This window comes from Microbulbifer maximicatervae (SeqCode), assembly GCF_052467815.1.
The window spans coordinates 2,529,005-2,548,195 of sequence record NZ_CP174326.1 but is presented as its reverse complement, the minus strand read 5'-3'; the positions used below and the strand labels follow the sequence as shown (position 1 = coordinate 2,548,195).

Genomic DNA, 19,191 nt, shown 5'->3' with positions numbered 1-19,191 from the left:
GACAAGACCATGGCAAGTAGTTTATGAAAACAATCGCAAATCGAGCCTTTATTTTTCTTCTCGCTATCACTATTGCCGGTTGCGGCTGGCATCTAAGAGGTGCCCCTAAGAATTTTCCTCCCGGCAGTACACTTTATATATCCGCAGTAGATCCTCGAAGTGATATTGCAGACCAATTGACACGGCTGCTAAGGAATGCCGGTGTACCGATAGCAGAGTCTCCTGCGGAATCTGACTACTCACTCATTATTCATCAGGAAACTGAAAGAAAGCTAACTGTAGCAGTCGACTCTGAAGGGCGAGCTTCAGAATATGAACTAATTACGAGTGCCATTTATAGTGTACGCACAGGTACGGGGCAGGTTCTTCTAAATAAAGCACAAGCCGACGTTTACCGCACTCTAGAGTGGGATGTCGATGAAATTGTCAGTAAAAGTGAAGAAGAAAACACCTTGCGAGCAGAGATGCAGCGAGAACTTATTGGGCGCATAATTGACCGCCTGCGACGCATCGATGTAAGTGCTTCATTAGAAGAAAAAAGCTACTAGGTTACGTTTATAAATGCGCGTTAACTCCCAGCAATTATCGCAAAATCTCAAAAAGGGCCTATCACCAATTTTTATTATTACTGGTGATGAGCCCTTAATAGTACAAGAGTGCTGCGATGTAGTTCGTTCAGCTGCTAAAAAGCATGGTTTCACAGAGCGGGAGCTTATTCACGCAGAGCACAATTTTGACTGGAGCACCCTGATTGCTTCAGCTGGCAACATGTCCCTCTTTGCCGAGAAAAAACTAATTGAGCTGCGTATACCAGGAGGAAAACCCGGAGATAAGGGCAGCAAAGCTTTACAGGAATTTGCGTCACTGGTAAATGAAGACCTCCTCCTTTTACTAGTGCTACCTAAGCTTGATAGGTCACAACTCAACAGCAAGTGGGTAAAAGTATTGGAGCAATCAGGAGTACTGGTCCAAGTATGGCCGGTGACCATCCAGGAAATGCCCCGCTGGATCAACCAGCGCCTTACTTCAGTAGGCCTCTCCGCCGAACCCGAAGCAGTGCAAATTCTCGCAGAAAGAGTAGAGGGCAACTTGCTCGCTGCAAGCCAGGAAATTGAAAAGCTCAAGCTCTCCTGTTCCGGACAAGAGATTACCAGGGAAATGATGGAGCATAGTGTTACCAGCTCCGCTCGATACAATGTCTTTGATCTAATCGACACTACTCTCTCTGGTGACTCAGCCAAAGCGGTCAAAACACTCGAGGGGTTACGAGTTGAAGGTGTTGAAGCGCCCATTGTTCTTTGGGCAATTGCACGAGAAATTCGTACCCTTCTCGAGGTTATGGAAAAGCTGGAGCAGGGCCAACCTTTGTCAAGACTAGTTAGGCTGCAAAAGCGACAACCATTGGTACAGAAAGCCCTGCACAGGCTCAATAAAAAGCAACTGGAAGGCCTGTTAATTCTTGCGCGGTCGATTGATGTATCGATTAAAGGAGGCCGTGGACAGCAATCCCCCTGGACCTGCTTATTGGAGCTGACTCTCAATTTTTGCGGTCAACGAATAGTCTAGCCGATAAATATTCAGCTAAGACCATATGCATCTCAAAAAAAACCGCCCCTTAGGGCGGTTTTTTCTCATAGCTGAAACTTTTCAGAATCAGTTTTGAGTGATGGTGGCAACGTTGCTGGCACCAACCTGCTCAATGCTAGCCATGTTCAGAGCACTGCTCTGGCTAACAGTGGCAACATTCTCATAGCCACCCTGTCCAACGTGAGCGGAATGCTCGTAGCCAGTTTGGGCCACAGTAATCAGGTTATCGCCACCAAAGTCTTGGTGAACTTCTGCCAGATTCAACTCACCCGCTTGATCAATATCTACAATATTTGCAACACCAGCACTGTAACCATAGGCGTAGTTGCTGTTGCCAGTCTGATCAATATTTGCCAGGTTAGCATCGCCATACTGACCAAAGTCAGTGGTGTTGTAGTCGCCTGTCTGTACCAAGTTTGCAGTGTTGTCGTTACCAAATTGGCCCACAGCACCGAAGTTATTGGTTTCATTCTGGGTAATATTGGCTAAGTTATTAGCACCTGACTGATAACCAAAAGCAGTATTTGCATCACCTTCTTGCAAAATAGTAGCGGTGTTCTCCACTCCAGCCTGCCCCAGATCTAGAAGGTTAGCATCGCCGCTTTGCATCAAGTTAGCAGTATTTTCTGCACCAGACTGATAAACAGTACCAACGTTGAAGTCACCTACCTGACCCCCAACAAAGCCATCTGCAGAGGAGTACCAAGTGCTGTTCCAAACACCGTTACCGTCGCCCACCTGGGTACTAGCAAAGTAGTTTCCATCGCCGTCCTGTTGCAGAACGCCCATGTTATCGCTACCTTCCTGGTACATATCTGCAAAGTTGAAATCAGACTCATAGTACTGATCCAAGTGGACCATATTCTCACTGCCAACCTGCGTAGCGTAGGCGCTATTATAGGAGCCACTCCACTGGTGGATGGTTCCAGAGTTGCCTTCTCCGTTTTGGAAAGTTAGGGCCTCACTGGCAGTTTGATTAGTTTGGCTGGTCCAGGCCGCGTTGCGGTCACCAAGCTGGGTTTGGTCAATGTAGTTATTATCAGCACCGGCCTGATATGCATTAGCTACGTTGTTATTACCTTCCTGCCACTGGTAAGCAGCATTATTGGTTGCTGCAGATACCTGGGTAATATCTGCATTGTTATCTTCACCAAGCTGAACCTGATCACCGTAGTTATTATCGGCTACAGCCTGACCTGCGCTAGCAATAAAAGCAATAGCAGCAGCAAGTGTAATCTTTTTCATCTATCTATCTCCCTCAGAATAAAATTATAAATACAAGTAAAATAGTGCAATGCTTTAATCGTACTGCACCAGTTGCACCGCATGGTCGTCACCGAACTGCGCGACATAACCAAACAATCCATCACCGTTTTGAATAATGTTTGCAGAATTTCCGTAGCCAACTTGGCTAATCAATGCCACATTATCTACGCCACTCTGTATGGCTGTAGCTTGGTTATAGGCTCCAGACTGAGATATCGCAGCATAATTAGAATCGCCTGTTTGTTGCACCAACGCTGTATTGGAGTCACCCTCCTGTATCAGGACAGCCTGGTTATAAAAACCGGACTGAGTAACCTCAGCAACGTTGTAATCACCCACTTGTGAAACCTGGGCTAGGTTGCCCGTAATTGAATCTTTTCTTAGTAGAAGAAGATCCAGAGCTCCCTGCCCCGCAGACAATTCATTGTGGTCATCTATATCAGAAGCCCAGCACACCGAAAGCGGTAAAACCAGAAACAGAAATAAAATTGCCGTTACTCGTTTAGCTGTAGCAATCACCAACCACCTCTCTATAAAGATCGATTAACAACTATAAGAAACAACGAAACAACTATAGGTAAAAACAAATAAATCTTAAATCAGAAGAAAGATTATATTTAACTGGAAAGAATAACTAGAACGTAAAACTTTTGTATTAAAGAAGCACGATAAATTAAAATGCATATTTCCCAAAAGAAATCCATTCCATCAAATTACATATAAAAATATAAAACGGCATAATTTAACAAAATTCCATTTCACTAAATTACATATACAAACACAGACAAAGTTAACTATTTAATAAGATATTACAATATCTTGACCGGCGTAGCCGCATATTCACTAAGAACTGACATAGGGTATTGATTATTATCTTCCAGAGCCCACAAATTAGCATTTACACCCTGTGAAATAAGATGAATTACAGCAGATTCTATCGCGGACAGAACACATAATTGAGCCGGATCGTTTGTTGTCATACCAGCCTCAATTTCAAGTAGCCGCTTATACTCTACAAATGTATATACATCCCCCTGGACCTGCCTTGATAAAATTTTCTTGCTGGTTAAAACACTACTGAGTACTCGACCACTTCGCACATCCACTGCACGTAAATTAACTGTTACCTCATCTACTCGATATTGTTCAGATATCCCTATACCAAAATAACGGGCTCCGGCCCCCCCTGTTTTAATATTAGTATCGTAACCAACAATCCCTCCTTCGAGCATAATATTAGCTGACATAAGAGAAGGCAGATCAAATACCGGACTAGCGGGGCTACTCTGCTCCTTTTGGGCGGCCCTAATTATTTTTCTCTCCGTCAATAAGTTTTGTAACCCCTCCCTCTCAAGAGTTACAAACCATCCTGATTCATTTAAGACTTGAACCAACATAGCTGCCGCCCCCTGCGTCACCGCAGTTGAGAATGAGCTCGAAGGTGCCGGTCTGTATTGACCAGTCTGGTCACTAAATCCATACACTGCTGCGACTATTTTCCCTCTTGGAGCAGGTAAGCTAACCAAGTCGGAATAAGTACTCATCCGATCTGTTAAAGTTGCCTTTTGTTGGCCTGGACCAAACAGCGCCTCCTTAACCGAACTACACCCACTAAGACCAAAAATAATTATAAAAACAAATATTCTCGACAACATCGCACCACCCCACAAAAACCTAAGCCCGTAAATAAATTTATATTAATTACTTGGATTGAGCCCCACGACTACAATCTCAGATATCTCACCTGTAACGGCATCTGTAATCGTTATTGTCAGCTCACCATCGACATCAATAATGTTCACGATATAGTCATCTGTAACCAAGGTGCCATCATTACCATTCCCCACATCTGTCAACAGCTGCGAGAGTAAGCGAGATTCCAGTGTGTCAGTAAATCTATCTAGAGAAGAGGAATCAGAGTAAGGTGAATCTTTAGCATCAGGGTCTTTTTTACTGTTCTGCGCACTGGCATTATTCAATAAATAATTACCATTTAGAGGATTTCCTCCAAACGACGGATTAACTGGCGTATATACCAATTCCGTTGCGCTTACAGCCCCAGAAAACAGAAAAACAGCCATCAAAAAATAACATTTCATTATATTTCATCCCCCGCCAAATCAATATTTTGAGATAAAAGTTCCTGCAACCTCTGCTGCCGAACATTATTATTTATTTGTGAAGCGGCCTGTTCGACAACTGCACCAAACTTTCTACGCCCAGGGTAAATAACAGTCTTGAAAACCTGCTGACTTTCATAAGTCACCCAGACAACACTCCCCCATCTAGCGGATGGCCTCTCATGAACAGTAAGGTTATAATCAAAACCTTGTAAATTGGTTGTAATATAAATAGAAAGAGATCTGGCAAATTCATGGCCAATACCACTTACTGTATTATCAATAACTAATCCAGTAAGTAGGGATTCCTCTCCACTTTGATTATCTGCTTCTTGCGCATGACTTTTGCAAAAGATACACGAAAGTGCAGCCGCAAACACAGCTGCACGCAAAAATATTGATTTCATAATATTACAAGTTTTGACTGGCCCAACTACTTGCTTCGAGACGATTTTTACAGCCTATTTTTCTATAGATTTTATAGAGATGACTCTTAACAGTATGCTCACTAACACAAAGTGTTTCAGCTATATTAGCGTTTGTATTGCAGTCACAGATCAGCTGTAAAATTTGCCTCTCTCTTTGAGTAAGATTAGAGGCTTTATCACACCATTTTTTTGGCTTTCTGTGTTGCCTGAGGAAATTATGAAGAACATCCCTTGGAAACCAATACTCTCCTGAGAATATCCTACCCAACCTCTCCATAATGACTTTTGCTTCACACTCCGAGGGTATCAAGCCAAGAACCTTTTCCCAGTGAAGAACAAAATCAATATCTGAACTTTGATCAACATTGATCAACACAAGATTAGGAGGGGTTGGTAACGAGTGTATTTCCCGCAAAAGCTGTTCAAGATCCGGAGAGGAAATATCGGCACAATCTAGAAGTAGGTATTCAGCCTTAATACCACTTAGAGAAGAAAGTGTAGAGCGCTGCAGAATAGCGCAAGTAGTCTTAAACTCATCTTCAATTCGCCCTGCAAATATTGAGGACTGAAGATTGACGCATGCGGTTAAAAAGGCAACTGTAACCCCTGACTTTTCTGACTTAGGGCTAACAACCTTTAGTGGTGCATAATCCTTATGCAAGTTCATCTGGGTTCCCCCAATGTGCGGTCCCTTTATATTTCGGCCTGTTACCAGCCTTACTATTTTTAATTAATTTCTCGCGCTCATCTTACGCTGTGAGCTAAATCTATTCGATCAACTCACTTACTGCAACCAGTAGTGATCTAGATATCAAAAATTCAATCTTAAGTGTGCCAACCTGGTTCCCTCATACCAGTTTGTAATACAAAGGTATCACGGATAGATAAGCTGAATTAAAAAATCAACATGCTTTGGTATAGATTTTTGAGCAGAATTAGAACCCCAAAAGCTTCATTTTTTTTGGACTAGTCGACAGTATTAACCGATTAATTTCGCTTAATTTGCAGTAAAGAACTCCTTTATCGACAATGAGGTGACAAACATAAGATGGTTCGAGTCTTATTAGAGACAAGATGACAAAATGGTATTCGATAGCAATAAAATATAAATTTCAATCCATTACTTTTAAGCCATATTTGATCGAATAAATACCTCTGTGAATCAATAAAACCCATCCTTGAAAATAAAAACAGCAAAATAACTCACTGCAGGTAAAGAGCTTAAATAGTAATCAGAAAAAAACTTGTTTTATACTCACATTCAGCTATGCATTGAAATAATCCCTTCGCGCAATTAGTAAAACTGTACAACTTATGATTTCGTACCATGTGAAGGTGCCTCTGAAAGATCTGAAGAAGAAGCCTTGCAATGAACTACAGTTGCTGGATCTAATCAACTGCAGCTATAAGCTCTGTAGGGGTATTTAGGGGCTATGCAAAAACTCTCCCAAATAGACACATTTTCTAAGGTAAAGATATGAACAGTAAGAGTTATACGCCAAGTTATAACCCCACATATCAAGTTACCAATCAGCCACGCCCTCTATCTGGCCATAACCTCTATATTGGCGATCAGGCATTACAGGAAGCCGTACATGTCAATGGAGCATACTGGGCGAAAGAAGAACTGGAGCGCTATGGGGAAGTATGTGGTAGACCGGAAATGATTGAGCGAGGTTATGCCGCCAACGAGTTTAAACCTATCTTTGAAAGTCACGATCGCTCTGGTCATCGCATCGATCTGGTTAGGTACCACCCCTCCTACCATCAACTTATGCAACTTGCGCTCTCTGAGGGCTTACATAGCTCTCCCTGGACCAACCCTCGTCCTGGAGCCAATGTCGCCAGAGCCGCAAAAAACTTACTACATTCACAACTTGAGGCAGGGCATGGATGCCCCATCACTATGACTTTCGCCTCAGTTCCTTCTATCAAGCTAAACCCTAAAATCGCCAACGAGTGGATCCCCAAGATAACCAATCGAACTTATGACGGAAGTAATCGCCCCTATTTTGAAAAAAGCTCACTGACCATAGGCATGGGTATGACAGAAAAACAGGGGGGGTCAGATGTCAGGGCAAATACCACTACTGCCCTCCCTCTCGAAGAAAATACTTATGAATTATTTGGACATAAATGGTTTATGTCTGCGCCTATGTGCGATGCCTTTTTAATTCTTGCGCAAACCCCAAGCGGCCTATCCTGTTTTCTAGTTCCGCGATGGAGGCCTGATGGATCGAAAAATCAGCTTGAAATTCAACGTTTGAAAACGAAATGCGGCAATGTATCCAATGCATCTTCAGAAGTTGAAATACGCGGCGCATTAGGCTGGCTGATTGGGGAAGAGGGGCGAGGAATCAGTGCCATTATAAAGATGGTAGCGCTTACACGATTTGATTGTATGGTCGGCTCAACAGCAGGCCAGCGGCAAGCAGTTATCCAGGCAATATATAACGCAAGTGGGCGTAAAGCATTTGGCAAAAAACTGATTGATCAACCACTAATGCAAAATGTTCTGGCTGATCTACAACTGGAAGTTGAGGGTTCAATTGCTCTTTCCATGCGTATGGCCAGAGCTATGGACCAAGAGGACAGCGAGCACGAGAGAATGCTGCTCAGGCTGGGGGCCGCAGTGGGCAAATACTGGATATGCAAACGCAGCCCCCATCACGCATATGAAGCCATGGAGTGCCTGGGGGGAAACGGCGCCATTGAAAACTTTATTACGGCACGACTGTATCGAGATGCGCCAATTAACGCAATCTGGGAAGGATCAGGCAATATTCAAGCACTTGATGTTTTGCGCGCCATCACAAAAACACCAACCGTTATTAGTCACTGGTTCGATGAACTGGGGATTAGCCGAGGTATAAATACTTTATTTGATACAGCTGTTGACAAGCTAAGAAATGAACTTTCTGACCTAAATCAATTTGAATATCGTGCTCGCCATATTGTTGATCAAATGGCCCTTACCATGCAGGCTCATCTTCTCTTACAAGGAAGTAGCTCCTGTGTCACTGATGCCTTCATTAAATCAAGAATAGGAGCCAGTGGTTTACAAAATACTGGATGCCTACCAACTGGTATCGATATCAAAACGTTACTGGATCGGGGCAACCCTCTTGTAACATAAATAGCAGAGAGCTTTCCCGGTTTTTAGAAGTCAGACGGTTTCTAACTATCGTAAATAGTTCAGACACAGTTACTACCAGGGTATCTGGCTTCCATCCCAGGATAATAATTTACCAGTATCTAGTCGTGTCAACTGACTTAAGACATCCACAATACGATTAGCGCTCAATTCAGGACTGTAAAGTTTGCTTGGCGGCAAATTAGCTTGAAAAGGTTTGGATAGTGAAGTATCTGTTGTACCTGGATGAATTGCGACTACGCAACTCTCTTCCAGTTTTCGCGCCCACTCAATAGATAGGTTTTTAACCAGCATATTTAATGCTGCTTTGCTGGTGCGATAACTGTACCAACCACCAAGGTGATTATCCGTAATACTTCCCACCTTTGCTGAAAGTGATGCCCACAACAAAGGGTGCCTACGCCGTAAGAATCCATCTAGTGCCCGTGCTAAATGTACATGGGAAAGTACATTGACCTGCATAGACTGTAACAACCAGTGATCATCACATTGCGATAGGGACTTTTCAGGTCCGTGAAATTCATCGTGTAAAATTCCACAGCAACATATTACCCAATCTGGGGGTTCAGAGTGCTCTGCCAAAAAATTTTCAACGATATCAATAGACTCCGCCTCCTCTAGGGAAACAGATAAATGATGACGCTCTCCAACATGACCAGGAATCATGTCGACTGTAATTCGGCTCAGGGTCAATAGAGTAACCTGAGGATGGCGCCGAATAATTTCGGCGCCAATAGCCTGTGCAATTCCGCCGGAGGCACCGGCAATTAACACAGATTGTGGACTTTCAAGCATACCGGCCTCCGTGCCGGATTATGAAGTGTTATGATTTTCCTGCCTTTTTTTCTGCGGAAGATTGCGCCTTGCCAGGCTTAGCTTTAGGGGTTTCCTTAACCACCCTTAGCATTGGCTCATCAGAGCGGAAAATTAGGCCGTGGATTTCCGTTGTATTCTGCCCCTGAAGAAGCTGCTGTAAGAATTGTACTATTTGAGCCGAAATTTCCTGGCCAGGTACAAGAACTGGAATGCCAGGGGGATAGGGAACAATTTCATCGGCACTGGTTCGACCTACCAAATTTTCGATGGCTTCTGTGCCATTATCCATCAACGGCAATTCTTCTGCTTCCGAAAAGTAGGCATCTGCCGGCAAACAAGTAAACCGGGTAAATTCTGGCAGGCGCCGCGGTGACCCAATATGAATGCGTTTTTGAGTACTTCCGGCCAATTGCTTAAGTGCATGTATCAAGCGAAGCAACTTGCTCTCTGTGCTACCGAGAGTAACAAGCACAGTGATGGTATTGTAGGTGGTCTTTTCTACCTGGATACCATACTGATCAAATAATTTAATCTGCATCTCATTTCCAGAGTAACCACTCTTGGAAATATCAATTGTCACCTTGGTGGGATCGAGACGAATATTATCACCGGCAAGGGGATCAGCAATTAAGTCATCACGAGTCAGTGCACGGAATACGCCAGTTTCATTTACGGCGTTACGTAAGGTTTCCACCATTTGCAAGCATTGCTTCAAGCGGCCATACCCCTCCATCGCCATTTGCTTACGGGCCACATCGAGGCTCGCAATCATTGCGTATTGAGGGCTGGTAGAGGCATGCATATTCAGATTCTCACGAAAACGGAATTCATCGAAATCCGGATCTTGCACGTGAATCATGCTGGCCTGGGAGAAAGCGGATAGCATTTTATGGGTACTTTGCGTCACATAATCTGCACCACACTCCAGTGCAGTAGGACGCAGCTCAGGATGGAAGAAACCATGAGCAAACCAAGCCTCATCCACCAATACTTTCACGCCTCGCTCATGGGCGTAGTCAATAATTGGCTTGAGATCGTAGCGCAGTCCATCATAGGTACAGGAAGTAATTACCAACAGGCGCGCATCACTGTGCTCATCAAGGGCGGCTTCTATATCGGAACGCTTCACCGGTCCGTAAATTCCAAACTCTGGATGCAGGACAGACTTCAAATAAACCGGCTCACACCGGTTCATCACAATCGCGTGATGAACCGATTTGTGACAAGCCTGGTCAACAATGATTTTCCCACCACCACCAAGAATTTGCTGAATAACCACTTTATTTGCGGTAGAGGTACCGTTAGTCAGGAAAAAGGTATGACGAGCTCCGAAAGCCTGAGCCGCCAAGTCCTGGGCCTCCTGAATAACGGAATGGGGCTCGAGTAAACTATCCAGCACTTGAACCGACACGGACAAATCCGTATTGAAGATATGCTCCCCCATAAAACGATAAAAATCCCCTACCCAGGGACTATTTCGCAAGCTATCACCTCCAGAGTGGCCTGGGGTGTGCCAAGCATCCCGAGCAGAGAAGACGTATTCTTTCAGGGTATCGGCAAAAGGCGTCGAAGCCCTACGAGCAATAAATGCCTGCACCAAGCGGAACATGTGGTTGAAGTTACCTTCACGACGATCGAATAACTCATCAAAACGACGGCGTAAATTGGCTATGGATTTGGAAGCAGTTTTGCTTGATTTTGACGTTGTGCCGGCAAAACCACTATGGGCAACTAGGAAGATATTAAGCTGGGAACGCAATACATGAATCCGGTCAGCTAGGTCATCTGCAGCATCCAACCCCTTTCCATCGCTGCCACCATCAACAATAACTGCCTGGAGACAGTCCTCTTCTTTTGCCAACCTTTCAGCTTCAGAGGGGGCCACTACCATAAAATGGAGACCAAAAGGATTGTCATGTACTGCTGCCGTATTATTGAGGGCACTTACCCACTCATTGGCCAATTTGCTATCAGAACTGACCAGAGCGACTCGGCACTCTAATTTATGGCTGCTTTCACTTAGGTTGCCCAGCTCAGGCATCTTCAAATCCAAACCCATAATTCTTATCCATCAGCATAGCTTGCAGCTTTGTACAGCCTGCTGTATCAATTATTTATTAACTATTTGATTTTATTTACTTTTATAAAGCGCCCGCGAACTGCGAAGGCTCTGGAATTCCAGGGCATTAAACACCAGGAGGCAAATACTAATGTAGGAGAGAGGGGAATTCTGCGACTACAACGCATTTGGCGATTTTCGCCAAATGTACCTTGGCACACCAGATCTATTGCCAAGGAAGATAATAAAGTTAGAACTTTGCGCTACGCACAATGCCGTTAAAGCTCAGGCAGTCCTCGACCCTGTGGCGCTGAACCTCAGATAATCTGTCCAGGGGAAAGTAAGCCCAATGTGAATGTTCATCAGAAAGAACGCAGCTTCCACCACTGGTAAAATGGGCTCGAAAAATAAAAACGTGTGAATTATAAGCGTTGTGGTAGTACACGCCACTGAGATACTCAATCTGTACCTCCTTACCAAGCTCTTCATGGCACTCCCGCACCAGAGCCTCATGGGCAGTTTCACCCGGGTCTAGTGCGCCACCGGGTAGCCCCCACCCGCGCTCCGCATAGGTCGCTTTCAGCTGCAATACTTCTCCATAAGGATTAGTTATTACTGCGTGGGCACTGAGGCGGTAACTATCATCAAAGGCCATGAATATACCCTGATAATGAGTCAGCTTGAAAAAAGGGAAAACGAGAGCCTATTTGTCTTGGATACACTCTCGCCATTGAAATTAGAACCCCTGGGCTAAAACAAAACCAAAGCCTAATGTCTGTACCGATTCATCGTAATCAAGGAGACTCTCACCATACCCATTGAAATAACGGATATATCCGTCGACACGCCTACCCAAAGGGAAGCCCCAGGTCAACTCCACAGCACCGCGATTATCTGAACGCAAATTATTGCGCAACATTACGGATACAGTGTGGCCCCCATCGCGGTAACGCCCACCCAATTCGAAATGCCCAAGGTAGTGCTCAATATCCGGGTTATCATCATCATCCTTGTCCTCTGGTAGCCTATACCAGGGTTTCAGGCTTATCGAATAATTATCACGTTCAAAAATAAAGTTCGCATATACCCTATTCCAGCTGCGGGAGTAAGGCTCACTACGCCCATTTGACTGGTGGTTAATCGCCACTTGATTGGCCACATTATTCCAACCGAACACGCTCCAGTCATTGAGCCAACTTAAAATTAATTCTGGCTCGTGATTTGTCTCGCGGAAGGGAGAAGAATCATCATCGTTATACGCCTGCCAAAAGCTACGATTTGTATAGGCTACACTCAACACGGAAGCCCGGCCTAAAAAACCACGCCAAACAGGCACCTGTACAGATAGCTGGAATTGGACTTCGACATTATCCAGCTCCTCCGCCTCAGCTAGCCCCTCAATATCCGCCAACCCACCCTCTTCAGGAGCTGGGTTGTAGACCATTGGTAACACATAATTGGTTTTATGGGATGCCAAGGTAAACGGGTTATTGGCAGCATCCTTGATCGCCTGAGCCCTTCCTCCTAGCAGTACTTTATCCGTCGGTAGTTCTTCCTCATATTCATCAACAAGGAACTCCGCTATCACAGGGTCTTCTTCTAAGGTCAGTTCAGCCCGGACTCTTTGAGCACAGATACGCCGAATTTCCCTTATTGTGACATCCGCATCGGAAACAAGAATTTGCTCATTCAGGCAACGTTTGTGATGGGTTTGCAGGCTTTCCCCTGCATCCACAGAGAAAGTTGATTCTGGTACATCTTCAGCAAAAGCCGCAGGTGGCTGTGCAACTAACCCAAAAGAAGAAAGTAGTGTAAGCCCGGCATAGACCCCTCTTCGATAGTAGGACAAAACGCTTCCCCCAGTCATTTATTGCAAATATGGAGCAAGCTTACACTGGAGAGGTTTACAAGTCCCACTACATAATTTTGCGATTATAGTGACAATACAACCAATCAGACTTGAGAAGCCGTTTTATCAACTTAAAGAGGAAAAAAATTTAACAATTACATACTGGCGAACAATTATTCCAAAGAATGATTTATTCATGTGACCAATTATCGTTATTTGGTCTATTCATTTGGGCCATAGTAACCCCTGAAGGTCCGATGACCACTCTAAATCTCTCAACCTGACCTGCCATAGACGACCAGTGCTAGATGGCCAGTCATACCCCACTAGTAAACTTCGACTATCTACGTAACAATGGGCGTCTCTCTCAGCTTCATCTCCTTGATAAATATAGGCACTGATGTCGGCACCCAACTCTTGGGACCTCTGCCCCGCTACATCCCCAGCCATTGGCCTTGCAGTGCGGTGGCTGACCCTTGGGGAAAGCAGCTTACCTCGCTGAGATGGGTCGACAATATCTGGTGAGACAACTTCCAGCCCCCCCTCGTATTGAACTAATCTCGACAAGACCGGCCCCATAAACACCCGCATTAAAGGAAATAAAAGCCGCTCTTCCCCCTCAAGGCTAAGTTGCTGTGGGCCATTGGGACCTGTCCAACTGGCTTGAATGTCATCGCCTATCGCAGGTTTCATCCCACCCTTCGGCAACAGCTTGTAGTGAGCACTTATATTATCAACTTCATCCCGCCAGTGGACCACACACTCGCTCACAAGCCCTTGCTCCAAAAAGGCAAAAACCTCTATACCGAACCCCTTGTCACCCACTAAGCGCCGGCTAACAAGAGAGCGCCGCCCCTGCTCATCATCTCCGAGCTGCCAACTATCCTGTACAGGCATCTCCCGACCATCACAACTGTAATGATATCGGCCCTGAGCCAAAGTTGAATTTAAACGCATCGCAGATTCCCTCCTTGCCCACTGCACACCAGACTGGTGGTCCAGTACCCAAAAAGTATTGCACATGGAAGGAAGCTAACCTAGCTTTACACGCCACCTTTAATCTAAAAAGCAATTCAAAGAAGTGGTGATTAATCCAAGATCTTAAATGCGGATCAATATAATAAAAATGCTAATGTGCCTCTAAAATGTGCTACCGATAAAGAGTAAAAAGGAGCTTTTTAAGATCATGCACCAATAGGGTGATTGTCAGACCAAAACTTCAAAAAGCTCATTTTAAGGCATTAGTGGAGGAAGCTTTTAGTGGAGAAGAAGCACTAAAATGAAACTCTGCTAAAGGATGAATCACTAAAATCGGGAAAGGTTATATCTATAAAAGTACTTACAACTATAGATTTTATTATTATTACGCCAAACAGAGCCCTGTAAACACAAGAAGCGGACAAGTTTAAACAAAAATAAATATAATTGGGGTGATTCGCAGGCGAGAAAATCTGAACTTAAAAATGTTAAAAGTAAGCCCCAAAAAAATCACTATTCAATATCCAAATCATGAATAATAATTTTCATGTCAATACTGGACCACCAATCTATTAGCCGAAATACCGACATTTATCAAGGCTGGGAAAATCCAATAGCTATTTATCACCTGCAAGACGTATGATTAGTACGTCTTGAAATGGCCCAACTGGTAGAAGGCAACGTCAATTACATACTAACGGCCGCCACACGTAAACCAATCGTCTATTAGACAAAAGTGCCTTGTAGCCAGCAGCCAAAAATCAGCGACTGAATTAGAGTACTCAGCCACTGATTAGAATTTACCTTAGGCTACTGCGGCCTCTAGGTTTTTCCCAGGGCTAATCCAGTTCATAAAGTTATTTGATTCCTGGTTGTCGTATATGGATTCCCGGTGTAAATCATTAACAACCTGCGCAGCCCTCCAGGCGGAAAGACTTAATTGAGGCTCGGCAATACCATGGCTATATCGTCCAGTACCCAAGAAATAAAGTCGACGATCACTTTCATCACTATTTAATTGGGCCGCAAAGGAATCACTCAAAAGAAGGCGTCCCTCCCCATCTCTGGCGATACGGTCTTGCAAAGGTGCAATACAAGGCGGTAACGCTTCGCTGAGGCCTGTGCACAAAATAACAATATCCGCATCTAACCACTCTTGCCCTTCAGTTCCACCCACTAAATGGTTTTGCAACTGAACTCGATAAGCACCACATTTGGAAATTTCTAGCATTTCTCGATTGGGCATAAGCACCATACGATTCGTATCACCCTCAAGGTGCACCAATCGATAAAAAAGTTGATATAGTTCTTTCAAGGTATCTGGTGAAATACCATCTGAGGCCAACTTCTGTTCTGCTACAACCTGCTCCTTGCGATGCTGAGATAGTTGACGGAATACATTAACATATTCAGGTGTAAACCAGTCATTAGTGAAAGGGGTTTCATCCAGCGGGAGGTAATTACTACGACGAGAAATCCAAGTAATCTGCTCTGGCTTTCCCCACTGCCGATTGAGCAGGTTAATTACCACCTCGGCTCCAGTCTGCCCCCCACCTATAACTGCAACTCGCTTACCCTGAACATCAGGGTTACGCAGCGCAATTTCCAGAGCGTGGAAACAGGTTTCAGATAATTGCGGACGGCAAAATTCTGGAATATTGGGCTTCTTACCACTAGCAACACATATATTTTTAGCCTTGACTATCTCTTGTCCTTTTGGACCGTGGATATCCAACTCAAAATACTCCCCCTTATCCAGAACACTTTGTACTCGACTATCCATCTCCAAAGAATCCAGACGTTTTGCAGCCCACCCCAAGTAATCAGCAAATTCTTGACGGCTAACCGTACGCTGCTCCGCATTCAGAAAGTCATAAAAGCGTTTTTTCTCAACTAGATAGGCAAGAAAACTATACGGATTAGTTGGATCAACTGGTGTTACCAAATCCTTTAAGTAAGACGTTTGCATCATAGCACCAGGTAACATGAGTCCAGGATGCCAGGAAAACTCTGATTTCGCCTCAAAAAAACGATGCTTTAAAGATTTATCCCACATTAGAGCGGCAACCGCGAGGTTAAAAGGACCGGCGCCAATACCAGCTAGATCTAATATATTACTCATCATTATATCTCTGTGGAGGAAACTGTATTAAGTTTGGATTCTTTTTTCTCTGGCTTCTGCTCTGATAGCCAAAGGGGATTTTCCAAATCTCCTCCAACTATCGGTACCGGCCTTTCAGCGCTATCACCCCATCCATGCGACAATCGCACCCGATTGATACAAACTCTCTCGATATGAGGACGGAAAATATCAAAAACCTGAAAACGTTCGGCCATTTTAGGGCTATTTTCTGTGATGTTTTTTTGATAATCACGTAAAACCGAAGCTAAAACGCCATAAAATTTGGACTCAGGAAAATCGAGTTCTAACATCAACTGGGAGGACAGGTAACGCAGAACTGTTACAAAATGCCCTGTAAAAAGATCGTGAATAATATAGTTAGGAGGCAGCTGATCAAGGACATCCATTGCTGCCTGAGGAATATCACTCCGCTCAGGAAATTCTCCTTGCGAAAGACGCAGGTCCCCTTGAAAATCTTTCAGTAGAACTCGCGCTACTCGATCCCCTTTTAAAACTAAAGTCAAGTTCTGAGAATGAGCAACTAATCCAACACCATATCGACAGAGCAAATGATATAAAGGCACCACAGTCGCATCAAAAAGGTATTCCAACCACTTTTCAACAGAAAGACCGGAGCTACGAATTAGTGCTGCAATTACAGATCTTCCGCTGGAGTCTTTCTGTAACAATGCAGCCATTAGTAAATGGCGCTCTCCTTCTAAGCAGTGGCTGGCTGGACTTTGGCGCCAAGTCGCCCCCAGCATCTCTCTGTAACGGTAGGGCGTTCCCTTTACTTGTTCGTGATGGAGGTGCGGAACATGTAACCCTGCAACTTCCTGCAAGATACCAGTGCCTCGCCCAGATAGCTCACAATCTTTAACACAAATTTCCTGCATCCATTGTGATAAAGATGGTCCACACTGCATGTATTTACCGGGGATTCCACGGTAACACGATGTATTTAATACTGTTAGTGGCAGTTTGACGTGCAGTGATTGCGGGCGTGGCACATTGGAGAAAGTACGCAACGAGACTTGAGGTAGGTAATGATCGCCAAATTGCCCCAAAAGTACAATATCACCACGACTTAGCTGTTGCGCATAGTGCTGAGAAATATGGTGCTGCCACTGCCAAGGATGAACTGGAAGTGGAATAAATTCTTGCCAATTGACCTTCTTTTCCTGACAAGCATCTTCCATTAACTGTATTTGATCAGCTGACAGGCTCTCTTTTAGTAACTGCTGCCAATTCCAACGCTCACTATGCCCATTGACAGTCATTTCCTGGCGAACAGCCAACCATAAAAAGCGAACACCCTCACCAGCTTCAGTAGCATAGGTTCTAAACTCCTGAGCCCCCCAGCCAATACGCCCCTTATTGATCATTGCTTTTGGGTGCCCATCCAAAAAGCATTGCAGTTGCTCGTCAGTAAACTGAGCCAAATCTTCTGCTGAGAAAGCCTCACGCTTCTCAAGTAAAGCAACATCAGCAACTAAGGTATTTGCCAATTCATGCAATAAGCCACCCAGTGTGCTGGCTGCTATTTTTAAGTCTTCCGCAGCATCGATAAAAAACTGAGCCACATCATTTGCAATCAGCTTTTCAGCACCCTGACACCTTTGAATAGTCTCCCCATCAATTAGCAGCCAATCCCAGATAGTCGGGATACCGTTAAATTGATAGTTCACCCCAGACTTAAGCCTAACAATATAAGATTCTTCAGATTCCTGCTCAGCGCTTAAAGCTTGCTCATAGCAAAGTTCTGATAAAGACTTAGCAAGCGTTTTTCGATTTGCCTGAGCCCAATAACTATCTTTCTTCATACTTTCCCCGCCCCCTCGAAGAAGTCAGCTCTATCGCAGGAGATAAGTGCCGCTCGCTTATGAGGAAAATCAAACTCTTTTACTTTTTTCCAACCAAAAGTTCCATTCATATACTTCAGTAGGGGACCATTATCAGCTCTAGGCTCACCAACTAGGGTCTGTGTTCGACTATCATCCAAAAACATAAAATGGGATACGCCCTTAAGCCAAGCGAGCGCATAACGCCGACCAAGAAAACGACTGTTACCCACCAACATATGCGCCCCACGATCAAAGGAATGGCAGTCGTAGTAAGGAGCTATACGATCCTCAAGCGCCCAATAAACCTCAAAATATGCGAAGGGCACATCGTCAAAGGAAGCAATTAACGGATACTTATGGGGATCTTGAATAACCTCCCGAATAAACTTTTTCTGCTTTTCTAGATCGCCTTCTTCTTCCCAAAATTTCGCAACACGCCCTACATTCATCCAGCTTGTAAAAAGCTCCAGATCTTTATCTGGATCTAAATGACGGAGACTAAGATCCATCCCCAAGGTGTGGAAATGACGCCTATACACTTCTCCCTTCACAGGCTCAGCTCTGAAAGGATGTTTTACACCTTGATCATTTTCAACCCACCTCAGCGGGAATGTTCCGCCATTATTTCCTCGATACCAGATTTCTGTCTGCTGATAAAAATCAGACTTGAATATTTCTTTTATTTTATCCCCATTTAAAGAAACAAGTTCAACAATCGCAACACCGCCATGAATATCGAATAGCCACTCCAGCCACCCATTTAACTTAGACGATTCAGCCTCATCATGGGGGATTTGTATTTGAGCATTACTGCCATTATTTACATTCAATAACGTAAAAAAAGTATTGCTATCCAGCTGACATTGATAACCTTCACCATCAAGAGTCCATCGCCTTCCATCAGGTAGGGCTCCTTGCTGCATTACTTCTAGTTCGGCTTTAGCCTTTATGTCGCTCATCAATCGATC

General features: G+C 44.3%; 17 protein-coding genes. 3 read left to right on the top strand and 14 right to left on the bottom strand.

The window, feature by feature from the left end; all coding sequences use genetic code 11:
* Positions 1 to 23 precede the first annotated feature (23 nt).
* Both ACJJIW_RS11055 and holA read left to right on the top strand, forming a co-directional pair.
* A complete protein-coding gene (locus tag ACJJIW_RS11055) occupies positions 24 to 548 on the top strand; it encodes an LPS-assembly lipoprotein LptE (RefSeq protein WP_282931506.1) in 525 nt (174 codons plus the stop codon).
* Between the two features lie 13 nt (positions 549 to 561).
* Positions 562 to 1,566, top strand: coding sequence for a DNA polymerase III subunit delta (gene holA, locus ACJJIW_RS11050; protein ID WP_444937332.1), 1,005 nt, complete (start codon positions 562 to 564; stop codon positions 1,564 to 1,566).
* Positions 1,567 to 1,653: 87 nt separating this feature from the next.
* Here holA and ACJJIW_RS11045 read toward each other — a convergent pair whose 3' ends face one another.
* From ACJJIW_RS11045 to ACJJIW_RS11020, 6 genes are all read right to left on the bottom strand, one after another.
* Positions 1,654 to 2,832 (bottom strand): hypothetical protein, encoded by a 1,179-nt coding sequence (locus ACJJIW_RS11045; protein ID WP_444937331.1) that lies wholly within the window; start codon positions 2,830 to 2,832, stop codon positions 1,654 to 1,656.
* A 54-nt stretch (positions 2,833 to 2,886) separates the two neighbouring features.
* Complete coding sequence (locus ACJJIW_RS11040) at positions 2,887 to 3,372, bottom strand: hypothetical protein (protein WP_282931503.1); 486 nt, start codon at positions 3,370 to 3,372, stop codon at positions 2,887 to 2,889.
* Between the two features lie 290 nt (positions 3,373 to 3,662).
* Complete coding sequence (locus ACJJIW_RS11035; RefSeq protein WP_444891868.1) at positions 3,663 to 4,508, bottom strand: CsgG/HfaB family protein; 846 nt, start codon at positions 4,506 to 4,508, stop codon at positions 3,663 to 3,665.
* Positions 4,509 to 4,550: 42 nt separating this feature from the next.
* Complete coding sequence (locus tag ACJJIW_RS11030; RefSeq protein ID WP_282931502.1) at positions 4,551 to 4,952, bottom strand: curli assembly protein CsgF; 402 nt, start codon at positions 4,950 to 4,952, stop codon at positions 4,551 to 4,553.
* Positions 4,952 to 5,380 carry a CsgE family curli-type amyloid fiber assembly protein gene (locus ACJJIW_RS11025; RefSeq protein ID WP_282931501.1) on the bottom strand — a complete coding sequence of 143 codons (429 nt, stop codon included), beginning with the start codon at positions 5,378 to 5,380 and terminating at the stop codon, positions 4,952 to 4,954. Before ACJJIW_RS11025 ends, ACJJIW_RS11030 begins: the two co-directional genes overlap by 1 nt.
* 4 nt (positions 5,381 to 5,384) lie before the next feature.
* Positions 5,385 to 6,068: a helix-turn-helix transcriptional regulator gene (locus ACJJIW_RS11020; protein ID WP_282931500.1), complete on the bottom strand. Its 684-nt coding sequence runs from the start codon at positions 6,066 to 6,068 to the stop codon at positions 5,385 to 5,387.
* An 810-nt stretch (positions 6,069 to 6,878) separates the two neighbouring features.
* Between ACJJIW_RS11020 and ACJJIW_RS11015 the strand changes: the two genes are divergently transcribed.
* The gene (locus ACJJIW_RS11015; protein ID WP_444937330.1) at positions 6,879 to 8,537 is read left to right on the top strand and encodes an acyl-CoA dehydrogenase family protein; all 1,659 of its coding nucleotides are present in this window, start codon (positions 6,879 to 6,881) and stop codon (positions 8,535 to 8,537) included.
* Between the two features lie 72 nt (positions 8,538 to 8,609).
* On the opposite strand, the gene ACJJIW_RS11010 is transcribed toward ACJJIW_RS11015, so the two are convergent.
* The 8 genes from ACJJIW_RS11010 to ACJJIW_RS10975 form a co-directional block, all read right to left on the bottom strand.
* Positions 8,610 to 9,350, bottom strand: coding sequence for an SDR family NAD(P)-dependent oxidoreductase (locus tag ACJJIW_RS11010; protein WP_444937329.1), 741 nt, complete (start codon positions 9,348 to 9,350; stop codon positions 8,610 to 8,612).
* A gap of 28 nt (positions 9,351 to 9,378) precedes the next feature.
* Positions 9,379 to 11,430: an aminotransferase class I/II-fold pyridoxal phosphate-dependent enzyme gene (locus ACJJIW_RS11005; RefSeq protein ID WP_444891872.1), complete on the bottom strand. Its 2,052-nt coding sequence runs from the start codon at positions 11,428 to 11,430 to the stop codon at positions 9,379 to 9,381.
* A gap of 250 nt (positions 11,431 to 11,680) precedes the next feature.
* Entirely contained in the window at positions 11,681 to 12,085 is a 405-nt protein-coding gene (locus ACJJIW_RS11000) for an NUDIX hydrolase (RefSeq protein WP_282931496.1), read from the bottom strand.
* Positions 12,086 to 12,166: 81 nt separating this feature from the next.
* Positions 12,167 to 13,279, bottom strand: a complete 1,113-nt coding sequence (locus ACJJIW_RS10995; protein ID WP_282931495.1) for a phospholipase A — start codon at positions 13,277 to 13,279, stop codon at positions 12,167 to 12,169.
* 225 nt (positions 13,280 to 13,504) lie between these two features.
* Positions 13,505 to 14,236 carry a hypothetical protein gene (locus ACJJIW_RS10990; RefSeq protein WP_444937328.1) on the bottom strand — a complete coding sequence of 244 codons (732 nt, stop codon included), beginning with the start codon at positions 14,234 to 14,236 and terminating at the stop codon, positions 13,505 to 13,507.
* A gap of 826 nt (positions 14,237 to 15,062) precedes the next feature.
* Entirely contained in the window at positions 15,063 to 16,379 is a 1,317-nt protein-coding gene (locus ACJJIW_RS10985) for a lysine N(6)-hydroxylase/L-ornithine N(5)-oxygenase family protein (RefSeq protein WP_444937327.1), read from the bottom strand.
* 2 nt (positions 16,380 to 16,381) lie between these two features.
* Positions 16,382 to 18,202: an IucA/IucC family protein gene (locus ACJJIW_RS10980; RefSeq protein ID WP_444937326.1), complete on the bottom strand. Its 1,821-nt coding sequence runs from the start codon at positions 18,200 to 18,202 to the stop codon at positions 16,382 to 16,384.
* A complete protein-coding gene (locus ACJJIW_RS10975) occupies positions 18,199 to 19,182 on the bottom strand; it encodes a GNAT family N-acetyltransferase (protein ID WP_282931491.1) in 984 nt (327 codons plus the stop codon). Before ACJJIW_RS10975 ends, ACJJIW_RS10980 begins: the two co-directional genes overlap by 4 nt.
* Positions 19,183 to 19,191 lie beyond the last annotated feature (9 nt).

Excerpts from the sequence above, each read along its gene's own strand:
- ACJJIW_RS11055 (WP_282931506.1), top strand. The coding sequence starts at position 24 with ATGAAAACAATCGCAAATCGAGCCTTTATTTTTCTTCTCGCTATCACT.
- holA (WP_444937332.1), top strand. The coding sequence starts at position 562 with ATGCGCGTTAACTCCCAGCAATTATCGCAAAATCTCAAAAAGGGCCTA.
- ACJJIW_RS11045 (WP_444937331.1), bottom strand. The coding sequence starts at position 2,832 with ATGAAAAAGATTACACTTGCTGCTGCTATTGCTTTTATTGCTAGCGCA.
- ACJJIW_RS11035 (WP_444891868.1), bottom strand. The coding sequence starts at position 4,508 with ATGTTGTCGAGAATATTTGTTTTTATAATTATTTTTGGTCTTAGTGGG.
- ACJJIW_RS11030 (WP_282931502.1), bottom strand. The coding sequence starts at position 4,952 with ATGAAATGTTATTTTTTGATGGCTGTTTTTCTGTTTTCTGGGGCTGTA.
- ACJJIW_RS11025 (WP_282931501.1), bottom strand. The coding sequence starts at position 5,380 with ATGAAATCAATATTTTTGCGTGCAGCTGTGTTTGCGGCTGCACTTTCG.
- ACJJIW_RS11020 (WP_282931500.1), bottom strand. The coding sequence starts at position 6,068 with ATGAACTTGCATAAGGATTATGCACCACTAAAGGTTGTTAGCCCTAAG.
- ACJJIW_RS11015 (WP_444937330.1), top strand. The coding sequence starts at position 6,879 with ATGAACAGTAAGAGTTATACGCCAAGTTATAACCCCACATATCAAGTT.
- ACJJIW_RS11010 (WP_444937329.1), bottom strand. The coding sequence starts at position 9,350 with ATGCTTGAAAGTCCACAATCTGTGTTAATTGCCGGTGCCTCCGGCGGA.
- ACJJIW_RS11005 (WP_444891872.1), bottom strand. The coding sequence starts at position 11,430 with ATGGGTTTGGATTTGAAGATGCCTGAGCTGGGCAACCTAAGTGAAAGC.
- ACJJIW_RS11000 (WP_282931496.1), bottom strand. The coding sequence starts at position 12,085 with ATGGCCTTTGATGATAGTTACCGCCTCAGTGCCCACGCAGTAATAACT.
- ACJJIW_RS10990 (WP_444937328.1), bottom strand. The coding sequence starts at position 14,236 with ATGCGTTTAAATTCAACTTTGGCTCAGGGCCGATATCATTACAGTTGT.
- ACJJIW_RS10985 (WP_444937327.1), bottom strand. The coding sequence starts at position 16,379 with ATGAGTAATATATTAGATCTAGCTGGTATTGGCGCCGGTCCTTTTAAC.
- ACJJIW_RS10980 (WP_444937326.1), bottom strand. The coding sequence starts at position 18,202 with ATGAAGAAAGATAGTTATTGGGCTCAGGCAAATCGAAAAACGCTTGCT.
- ACJJIW_RS10975 (WP_282931491.1), bottom strand. The coding sequence starts at position 19,182 with ATGAGCGACATAAAGGCTAAAGCCGAACTAGAAGTAATGCAGCAAGGA.